We start from the raw sequence: 9,736 nt of genomic DNA, 5'->3' as shown, positions 1-9,736 counted from the left end.
GGTCGGACCCGACAGTCGACGAGACGTTGTCCCACATCATTTCCGGATCCGTTCTCGCCGCCGTACGTTCCGCGACGGAGGGGATGGCCGTCGAGATCGGTGCCTGCGCACCGTTCGTCGACGGAACCTACGCTTTCAGCCACAACGGAGCGGTATCCGGTTGGCCTGGCTCACTCGCCGACTTGGCAGCAGAAGTTCCGGCCGTCGAATTGCTGAAGATGCCCGCGCCGACGGATGCTGCCTTGTTGTGGACAGTGCTTCGGCATCGGTTGAAGTCGAAGCCCGCGGAAGCCGCCGTGACGAGCCTGGTTCACGATGTGGCTGCGGCGGCACCGGATTCACGATTGAACCTCCTGTTCGGCGACGGGCAGGAACTGTGGGCCACGGCGTGGGGCCACACGTTGTACACGCGGGTCGACGAGTCGCGGGCACTGATCGTTTCCGAACCGTCCGATCGTTCGCCGGACTGGGAGCAGGTGCCGGACCGGCACATCGTCTGCGCGCGTCCCGGCCATTTGATCATCACCCCGATACCGATGGGAGAACAATGAAAACCCCTACGCTCGAGGTTTATCTGACACCGGCCGAATCGGTCGACGCATTGCGAGCCGAGGCCAGGGAGGGCTTGACCGCTACGCCGAAGTGGCTCTCGCCCAAATGGTTCTACGACGCGCGTGGAAGTGAACTGTTCGAGGAGATCACGGCCTTACCCGAGTATTACCCCACCCGTACCGAACGCGGCCTGCTCGCTCGGTACGCCGACGAGATCGCGGCATTGACCGAACCCGAGATCCTGATCGAACTGGGTTCAGGTTCCTCTGAGAAGACGCGGTTGCTCCTCGACGCGATGACGGCTCGCGGAACTCTGCGAACGTATGTACCGCAGGATGTTTCGGTGACGGCCCTCGAAGGTGCGGCGCAGCAAGTCGGTGCCGAGTTTCCCGGAATCGACGTGGTAGGGGTGGTCAGCGACTTCACCGGTTCGCTGCATCATCTGCCAGGTGGTGGACGGCGGGCGGTCGCGTTTCTCGGTGGAACTCTCGGCAATCTCGTTCCGGCAGAACGCGCCGAGTTCCTCTCGGGCATTGCAGCGGTGCTCGATCCCGGTGAGAACCTGATCCTGGGCGTGGGATTGGTGATCGATCCCGCAGTCCTCGTGCCCGCCTACGACGACGCTGCCGGTGTGACTGCTCAGTTCAATCTCAATGTTCTCTCGGTCCTGAACAAGCAACTGGGAGCGAACTTTCCCTTGGAAGACTTCCGTCACGTCGCGCTCTGGGATGCCGAGAACGAGTGGATCGAGATGCGCCTGGAAGCACTTCGTGAAGTCCCGGTGCATATCGACGACCTGAATCTGGAGATCACCTTCGCAGCGGGCGAGCAGCTGCGCACCGAGATCTCGGCAAAGTTCACCGAGGAGGGGATTGCCGCGGAACTCGCGTCCGCGGGCTTCGGGGTACGGAAGGTGTGGACAGATCAGGATCAGCGCTTCGCGCTGTTGTGCGCGCAGCAGGCGTGAAGTGGGCGCTTGTCAGAGGATGCTGTCTCCTCCTAGAAGTGTCTCAAAAGTTCTGTAGGCGGCAATATTTGAGAAGTGTCGAGAGTAGAGATCTGCGGTGCCAGTATGGACAGCGTCCGACACCGGCGCAAGATCCACGAGATGCGCGAGTTTTACATAGGACTGGTCATCGCTCGCGCCGAGCGGATACTCCTGCTCGCCGGCCTTGCGCTCGAATTTTGACTGCGCCTCAGCGGGGTCGCCAGCCCAGATGAGATAACAGTCCTCTCGGTAGAAGCGCCCGACCCCGTCATTCTTCCCCAACTCGAATATCGCTATGCCGAAGTACGGTTGATCTCGTGTCGGATGCTGAGTCATGCGATTGAACGTAGTGACATCGGAGCGCAAAAGGTATCGGTGAATACCCCGGGATTTCGCAAAAACTTGTCGGTGGGCGCCCGTAGAATCGCTCATATGTTCGAATCGAAGACTTCCGCGGACGCGCTGTTTCGGCAGCATGCGGAAATCGCGCGCGCCCACTTCCTCGAGATCGACGCGGTCACTGCGCTGTACTTGGACCGTTGTGAGGAGGATGCCGCGGTTGGAGTCAATGAGGCTTTTCGGGGTCAATTCGCGCACGTGGAGATCGCGTCGATACTGAGCATTACGGAGTACGCCGCGCAGCAAATGATTGCACTGGGATGTGACCTGCGCTGGCGACTTCCGCGGGTGGCGGCCGCTTTTGCTTGCGGTGACATCGATCTGGCCAAAGCGATGGCACTGTCCGAAGCTCTCGCCAACGTTTCCGAGCACGCGCTCGATGACATCGAGCGACTCCTCGTGGACGGTGCCTGCCGTGTAACCGGTAACAAGTTGAAGGCGCGCGCACGAGGTCTCATTGCTCGGCACGACCCTGATGGGGTGCGTGCCAGGCGAGTTCGTGCGGAGGCGGATCGGGACGTTCGGACGTGCGCGTCGCACGACGGTATGTCGACTCTGGACGGAATGCTTCCAGCGGTCGGCGCTCAGACTTTGGCCACCAGGCTCCGTGCGATGTCGATGCAGGTCTGTGGTTCCGATCCGAGAACTTTCGGGCAACGGCGTGCCGATGCACTGATCGCATTGGCGGAAGGAAAGACGTCGTTGGATTGTCAGTGCGACGGCGATTGCACCCGTAGGGATGATACGAAGACCTCCGCGCTCCCGATTGCGACAATTCTTGTGGGTGTCAACGCTTCCACCCTGCTCGGATTCGACGACCTGCCAGGCTATTTGCAGGGGTACGGCCACATCGATGCCGACCTTGCGCGCGCGATCGCCGCGGACGCCACGTGGCAGAGAGTCCTCACCCTTGCACCGTCCGAGGTGCAACATTGTTCGACTGCGGGGGCAGTCGGACCGGTGCTCGGCGTGGGTCGGTCGATGCGCTCACCGGAGATATTGCCCGCTGCGGCAAGGGATAATCGCTCGAGAAGGAACAGTGGTTCGCGGCGCGGTGAATCCACGTACCAGCCGTCCGCGGCGTTGGCGACGATTGTTAGGACGCGAGACGGTACGTGCCGCTTTCCGAATTGTGTTGTGCGTTCTGATAGTTGCGATATCGATCACACGGTGCCGTTCGATCACGGCAACCCCGCTCAGGGAGGGCCCACTGCAGAACGGAACTTGGCCTGTCTGTGTCGAAAACATCACCGACTGAAGACGTTTGGCAGGTGGACAGTGAAGCAAATCGGAGGTGGTCTTCTGGAGTGGAAAGATCCGTCAGGACGACGAACGGTTACCGCGCCCGTAGGCCCATTGTGTGACCCCGAACTGAGGTTGCCCGACGCGGCGAGACTGCATTTGACGGACGACGATGCGCTGGAACGACGTTTCGGACTTCGGGACAGGGGAGTGGAAGCGGATCTCGAATACCTCCTGGACTGGAGTGTGCCCGGCTGGCGGAAGGCACGTTCTGCATCAAGACGTAACGCATCCCCACTGGCGAACGCTTTGCCGGAGTTTGCCGACTTCTGAAGGGGTTTCGTTTCTCCTGTGGCCTGCGGGTATAGCGAGAGGGCCCGAAAAATGGTGTTTGTCTGTTTATAGTGAGGCGCAGAACGGTTTCCGACCCGAGGAGAACGCGTGCGTCATCCGAAGCTCGCCGCATTGACCGTGGCCCTGACTGCAGTACTGGTGATGCCGGTAACGCAGAGCGTGGCCCAACCATTCCCCTTCGACCCCGGTAGTTTCGGCAACGGAAGTACAGGGTCACTGGGCGGCGAAGACCCGGACATTCCCATCGAGAACACCCTCCCGCAACTGTCGGTCACCACACTCGTCGACGGACTCGCTCACCCCTGGGATGTCGTGGCGGCCCCGGACGGCGCAATCCTGACGGGACAACGGTCCGGCGGATTCTTCGTTCGCCGAAGCGACAACACGACGGGTCCAGTCGCTGCGGATCTTTCGGATCTCTACGCTCAGTCCGAAACCGGCCTCATGGGCATCGCGCTTGCCCGCGACTTCGCGCAATCGCGCACCCTGTACACCTGCCAAGGATTCAGCGCGGGGGGAGTCACGGACGTTCGAGTGATCTCGTGGACCGTCGACACCGGATGGACCGCACTCACGCGAACCGGAACTGTATTGCCAGGAATCCCGGTCTCGTCCGGGCGTCACGGGGGTTGCCGAATTCTTGCCGCCCAGGACGGAACGCTGTTCGTCGGAACGGGTGACACCGCGACGCCGAGCGTCCCCCAGGATCCGAATTCGCTGGGCGGCAAAGTCTTGCACATCAACACCGACGGAACTCCGGCGGCGGGAAATCCGAATGCAGACAGCCCCGTCTACACGCTCGGGCACCGCAACGTCCAAGGCTTGGCCGTGCAACCCGGAACCGGCCGGGTGTACTCGGTTGAACAGGGCACAAGCGTCGACGACGAAGTCAACCTGCTTACCCCCGGCGGAAATTACGGCTACCGCCCGGATCGGCTTCCCGGAACGTACGACGAATCCGTGCCGATGACCGATCCCGTGCGAGTGCCGGGAGCGATTGCGGCGGTGTGGCGTTCGGGTAGCTCGACGTTGGCTACCGCCAGCGCTGCCTTCACCGGTGGAGCTGCATGGGGTGCCTGGGACGGTGCGCTCGTAATGGGTGGCCTCAAGAGCAAGGAACTGATCTTCCTCCGCCTGAGTGCCGACGGACGCTCGGTCGACGCGCAGACCTTCGGGTTGGAGAACCAGTTCGGTCGCTTGCGGTCGGTGACCCCGACGCCCGACGGCTCGCTCCTGGTGACCACCGACAACGGCGCCGGCGACAAGGTGCTGCGGGTGACGCCCACGCCCTGATCTTCAGTACCAGGCGATGACCCGGCACGGACCACCGGAACCGCCCGCATGCGTCGGCGCTCCCACCATCACCGTGGCGCCGACGGCCGGAAGTGCGGACAGATTTGCGAGGGCTTCGACTGCGTACTTTCCTGAGCCCAAAGCGCTTCGGTGAGCCCCGTGGGTGGTGCTTCGGCCCGCGTCGATGCTGAGGGTGTCCGAGCCCACGGCGACGATGTTGCGCTCGCGGACGAGAAAGTCGATCGCCTCGGGGTTGAATCCCGGTGTGTGTTGCACGCCGAGTGCATCTCGATTCGTGAAGGCGCCACCGGCACCGGCCCGGGTATCCCAACCCGAGTTCATCGCAACCAGGCTGCGGGGAGCGATGGTCCCGTGGAGGGACTCCCAATCGAGGATGTCCTGGCGGGTGAGCAGTGTGTCGGGGTCGACGGAGGCGCGGGCACTGATGTCGACGACCGCAATCGGCACGACGAGGTCGGCGACGGGAATCTTCTCGACGGTGATTCCGTCCGCACTGGCGTGTGCGGGAGCGTCGATGTGAGTACCAGTGTGTTCTTCGAGGCGGAGTTCGTTGAGGTAGAAGTTTCCACCTGACTCGGCGGAGCCGAGCGAGCCCAGAGACCCGCCGGCGTCGGCGATCTTCGCCAGGTTCCTCATCTCGAACGAGCGCGCGCCCGGCCACACCGGCGTCAGTACGTGGGTCAGATCGACGATGGTCTGACCTGTTGGCGTTGCCGACGCAGTGGGCTGTACAGCGCCGGCCATGACGGTCGCGCCGAGGGCACCGGTGCCCAGCGCCGCGAACATCGATCGACGGCTGATCTTCCTGCCTTCGCGTCCGATCGATTCGTAGACCTCCGACAAGACCTTCGGTGAGCACATCAGAAACTCCAGATCACTGGGATCAACACCGTTGCAACTATCAGGAACCACAACAACATCGGGAGTCCGAGCTTCCAGTAGTCGCCGAACTTGTAACCACCAGGGCCCATCACCATCATGTTCGCGGGAGTGGCTACAGGCGTCAGGAAGGAGGCCGCGGCAGCGACGGTGACCGTCATCAGAAGGGGCAGCACCGAGATGTCGAGTTCGATGGCGACCGAGATCGCGATCGGCGTGATGATCAACGCGGTTGCAGTGTTGCTGATCAGCTGGCCCAGAGTCGCCGTCACGACGAAGAGTCCAGCGACGACGACATACGGGCTTGCCCCACCGACGACGTCGACAAACGCATGAGCGAGCTTTTCGGCCGCGCCGGTCTGCTGGATTGCGGTCGACAGCGGGATCATTCCGCCGACGAGAATCAACGTGGTCCACGAGATGGACCGATGCGCCTGCTCGACGCTGATGACTCGTAGCAGCACCATCGCACATGCCGCGAGGAGTCCGGCTATCGCGGACGGCACCAATCCGAACGTCAGCATCACTACCATCGCCGCGACGACGACGAGAGCGATGACCGCGCGGGTTCCCAACGGGGCTGCCTGCTTACGGATCTGGGCAGGTGCGTCGACCACGAGGACGTTCGGATCGACGGCGGTGTGGGTGTCGAGATCGTCCCAGCTTCCTTGCAGGAGAAGCGTGTCACCGGCCGCCAACTTGACGCCCTTGGGGCCGCAGTCCTCACCGGCGCGCTGGACTGCGAGTATCACCAGATCTCCACTGTCGGTCACCATGCCCGGAAAAGCCCTGTCGCCGATCATTTCCGAGCGCGGCGGGATGATCACTTCGACCACGCCGTCGTGCTTGGTGATCAAGGGCTCTGCGGACGGCGCATCCTTTCCCATGAGCTGATACTGCTTCGCGAGGGTCTTGGCATGCCGGCTCAGGTCAGGCGACATCGACGTCCCAGCACGATGGGGGAGGACGTGAGGACCGAGAAGTACGGCGATCGCAATCGTTCCCAATACGAGCGGCGCACCGACCAAGGTGAAACTGAAGAACCCGAAAGCACCGGCCCCGGATTCCTCGGCGGCTTCGGAAACGATGATGTTGACCGGTGTTCCGGTCAAGGTGAGCATCGATCCGGCATGGGCGGCAAATGCCAACGGCAGAAGCAGTTGTGACGTCGATTTACCGAGACGTACCGCCAAGACGACCACCATCGGTACCAACGCGGCTACGGCCCCGTTGACGCTGATCAATGCGGTCAACGCGGCAACCAGCAACATGATCGCACTCACGAGACGGACTCGGGATTCGCCGACTTTCGCCAGCAGTTTCTCGCCCGCCCACGTGGTGACACCGGTGGCGTCGAGGGCTTCGCTGACGACAAAAAGCGCGGCGATGAACACCACCGTGGGATCGCCGAATCCGGCGAGCGCCTGCTCCATCGTGATCACACCGGTGGCGTACAGCGCCAGGGCAGTGCCGATCGCGATGATGCCGACCGGGATTCGGCCGATCACGAACAGCGCCACGACCAGTGCAAGCACGACGAAAGTGATGGTGATGTCATTCACGATTCGTAAAGGTACCTGCTCATACAGAACGGCCCCGTCTCGCAAGTGAGACGGGGCCGTGGGACGGACGCGAGGGGAATTAGTTGGAGGCGGCGATGCGGGCCTTCTCGAGAGCGGCCAGCGTGCGAAGAACCGTGGCCTTCTGCTTGTTCAGATCGCTCAGTCGTGCGCGAGCCGGCAACCCTTGTGCGAGTTCGGCGACCTTGATCTGCTCGTCGATCGAACCGAGCTGATCGAGAAGCCCTAGGACGCGCGTCTGGAGCGTGTCGATGTCCACGGTGTCGGTCTTGACCGGAGCGGCAACGCGCGTCGCTGTGCCCGTGCTGGCGGGGCGGGAAGCGCGTGCGGGTGACGTGTCGGCGACAACCGTTGCGGCGCGGGGCCGAATTGCCTTGCGAACAGCGGCCGCATCAGGAAGGACGTCCATACGGATCTCGTTCAGGACTCGGCGTGCCTCGCGTGCGTTGACGCGGTACTCGCGCTCTTCGTCGTCGTCGGACTGCAGCGTGCCGCCGAGCGGGCGCAGACCGTACATGCCGAGGAAGCGTTTGGCGTCGTCGATGATGCCTTCGTTTTCACGGCATTTTCCGCAGCGGGGTTCATTGCGGAACATGTCCACGGAGTTGTCGTCTCCGCACCAGACACAAGATCCTGGGCGCCACCGCCGGATCGTCGGAACTGATGAATTCAGGGAATGAGATTCGGGCCGGGATTCCAGGGTTTGCGCGTCGATCACGACGAGCCACACTAGGCGAAGATTGCGGCGCGGTGAACACCGCCCCAACATCGACCTGGGTTTCTCGACGGGAGCGTGATCAAGATCATGTCAATCGTCGCATTCGGTGGTATTCGTGTGTCCCACAGGTGGTTTCATGATGACCGGGTGGTCTGTTTCTGAGGGGTTCACGAAGACGACGACGGACGCGTACCGGTGACCGTGAAGTCACAGGTACGCGCCCGTAGTGCGGCGCGAGACTAGGCGCTGCCGTTGAACAGCGAAGTCACAGAACCGTTCTCGAAAACTTCCTTGATGGTGCGAGCGAGCAGCGGTGCGATGGACAGCACCGTCAGCGTCGGGAACTTCTTCGACTCGTCGATCGGAAGTGTGTTGGTGACAACAACTTCCTTCGCGCCACACGTCGACAGACGCTCGGCCGCAGGGTCGGAGAGGACGCCGTGGGTTGCAGCGATGACGACGTCACCTGCACCGGCCTCCTTGAGCACCTTGACCGCGCCGGCGATGGTTCCGCCGGTGTCGATCATGTCGTCGATCAGGATGCAGGTGCGACCTTCGACCTCACCGACGACGCGGTTGGACTTGACCTGGTTGGGTACCAACGGGTCGCGCGTCTTGTGAATGAATGCCAGCGGTGCTCCGCCGAGCGAGTCGGCCCACTTCTCGGCGACACGAACGCGCCCCGAATCGGGGGACACCACCGTGATGTTCTCGAGGTTGTAGCCCGCGCGAATGTGGTTGGCCAACTGGCTGTGTGCGTGCATGTGATCGACGGGGCCGTCGAAAAAGCCCTGGATCTGATCGGTATGCAGGTCGACCGTGATGATGCGATCGGCGCCGGCGGTCTTGAGCAGGTCGGCAATCAGGCGAGCGGAGATCGGCTCGCGTCCGCGATGCTTCTTGTCCTGGCGGGCGTACGGGTAGAACGGAAGAACGGCGGTGATGCGCTTTGCCGATCCACGCTTGAGAGCGTCGATCATGATGAGCTGCTCCATCACCCACGTGTTCAGCGGTGCCGGATGACTCTGCAGGACGAACGCATCGGAGCCGCGAACCGACTCTTCGAATCGAACGAAGATCTCACCGTTCGCGAAGTCGCGCGCGGTCTGCGGGGTGACGCGGATATCGAGTTCCTTCGCCACCTGCTCCGCCAACTCGGGATGTGCGCGACCCGAGAACAACATCAGGTTCTTCTGGTTGTCGATCCAATTCGCAGTCACTGGTTCATGCCATCCTTTTGTACTTGCCGGTCGATCTGGTGGTGATCTGTGCTGTCTGTTGTGCAGGGCTGTCAGGTTGTTGCAGGGCCGTCAGGTTGTTGCAGGGCCGTCAGGTTGTGCAGCTGCTGCAGCGGCATCGGCCGCGGGTGTGCCGGGACGATTCTTCTGGACCCAGCCCTCGATGTTGCGCTGCACCCCACCCGAGACGGCGAGCGCCCCAGGCGGTACGTCGTTCTTCAAGACCGTGCCCGCACCCGTGTATGCGCCGTCTCCCACGACGAGAGGGGCGACGAACATGGTGTCGGAGCCTGTTCGGACATGCGACCCCACCACAGTACGGCTCTTGTTCACCCCGTCGTAATTGACGAAGACGCTCGAAGCTCCGATATTGCTGTGATGGCCGATGGTGGCGTCGCCGACGTAGGTAAGATGCGGAATCTTCGAATGCTCGCCGATATCCGCGTTCTTGGTTTCCACGTAGGCGCCGATC

9 protein-coding genes and 1 pseudogene are annotated in these 9,736 nt (G+C 62.3%); 4 read left to right on the top strand and 6 right to left on the bottom strand.

Features of this window, described 5'->3' with window-relative positions; genetic code table 11:
- Together ACYP01_RS30090 and egtD are read left to right on the top strand one after the other, a co-directional pair.
- On the top strand, positions 1-551 hold a 551-nt coding region (locus tag ACYP01_RS30090), incomplete at its 5' end, for a class II glutamine amidotransferase domain-containing protein (RefSeq protein WP_459683716.1).
- A complete protein-coding gene (gene egtD, locus ACYP01_RS30085) occupies positions 548-1,519 on the top strand; it encodes an L-histidine N(alpha)-methyltransferase (protein ID WP_459683714.1) in 972 nt (323 codons plus the stop codon). The genes ACYP01_RS30090 and egtD, both read left to right, overlap by 4 nt.
- Positions 1,520-1,531: 12 nt before the next feature.
- On the opposite strand, the gene ACYP01_RS30080 is transcribed toward egtD, so the two are convergent.
- On the bottom strand, positions 1,532-1,876 hold the full coding sequence (locus ACYP01_RS30080; protein ID WP_459683712.1) for a DUF4288 domain-containing protein: 345 nt from the start codon (positions 1,874-1,876) through the stop codon (positions 1,532-1,534).
- Between ACYP01_RS30080 and ACYP01_RS30075 the strand changes: the two genes are divergently transcribed.
- Both ACYP01_RS30075 and ACYP01_RS30070 read left to right on the top strand, forming a co-directional pair.
- Positions 1,865-3,514 (top strand): HNH endonuclease signature motif containing protein, encoded by a 1,650-nt coding sequence (locus ACYP01_RS30075; protein WP_459683710.1) that lies wholly within the window; start codon positions 1,865-1,867, stop codon positions 3,512-3,514. The genes ACYP01_RS30080 and ACYP01_RS30075 overlap by 12 nt on opposite strands.
- 108 nt (positions 3,515-3,622) lie before the next feature.
- Entirely contained in the window at positions 3,623-4,828 is a 1,206-nt protein-coding gene (locus tag ACYP01_RS30070) for a PQQ-dependent sugar dehydrogenase (protein ID WP_459683708.1), read from the top strand.
- Positions 4,829-4,831: 3 nt separating this feature from the next.
- On the opposite strand, the gene ACYP01_RS30065 is transcribed toward ACYP01_RS30070, so the two are convergent.
- The 5 genes and pseudogenes from ACYP01_RS30065 to glmU all read right to left on the bottom strand — a co-directional run.
- Complete coding sequence (locus ACYP01_RS30065) at positions 4,832-5,710, bottom strand: cyclase family protein (RefSeq protein ID WP_459683706.1); 879 nt, start codon at positions 5,708-5,710, stop codon at positions 4,832-4,834.
- Positions 5,710-7,290, bottom strand: a complete 1,581-nt coding sequence (locus ACYP01_RS30060) for an SLC13 family permease (protein WP_007728891.1) — start codon at positions 7,288-7,290, stop codon at positions 5,710-5,712. The genes ACYP01_RS30065 and ACYP01_RS30060 overlap by 1 nt, the downstream gene beginning before the upstream one ends.
- Before the next feature lie 79 nt (positions 7,291-7,369).
- Positions 7,370-8,026 carry a hypothetical protein gene (locus ACYP01_RS30055; protein WP_030536285.1) on the bottom strand — a complete coding sequence of 219 codons (657 nt, stop codon included), beginning with the start codon at positions 8,024-8,026 and terminating at the stop codon, positions 7,370-7,372.
- Positions 8,027-8,265: 239 nt separating this feature from the next.
- On the bottom strand, positions 8,266-9,246 hold the full coding sequence (locus tag ACYP01_RS30050) for a ribose-phosphate diphosphokinase (RefSeq protein ID WP_003946284.1): 981 nt from the start codon (positions 9,244-9,246) through the stop codon (positions 8,266-8,268).
- A 90-nt stretch (positions 9,247-9,336) separates the two neighbouring features.
- A pseudogene (gene glmU / locus ACYP01_RS30045) lies at positions 9,337-9,736 on the bottom strand (bifunctional UDP-N-acetylglucosamine diphosphorylase/glucosamine-1-phosphate N-acetyltransferase GlmU); the annotation flags it as partial.

This window comes from Rhodococcus sp. no. 34, assembly GCF_054589475.1.
The sequence above is the reverse complement of the archived record's forward strand: the minus strand, read 5'-3'. Positions and strand labels throughout refer to the sequence as shown.

What these genes read in the sequence shown, in the direction of transcription:
- egtD (WP_459683714.1), top strand. Translation starts at nt 548, where the DNA reads ATGAAAACCCCTACGCTCGAGGTTTATCTGACACCGGCCGAATCGGTC.
- ACYP01_RS30075 (WP_459683710.1), top strand. Translation starts at nt 1,865, where the DNA reads ATGCTGAGTCATGCGATTGAACGTAGTGACATCGGAGCGCAAAAGGTA.
- ACYP01_RS30080 (WP_459683712.1), bottom strand. Translation starts at nt 1,876, where the DNA reads ATGACTCAGCATCCGACACGAGATCAACCGTACTTCGGCATAGCGATA.
- ACYP01_RS30065 (WP_459683706.1), bottom strand. Translation starts at nt 5,710, where the DNA reads ATGTGCTCACCGAAGGTCTTGTCGGAGGTCTACGAATCGATCGGACGC.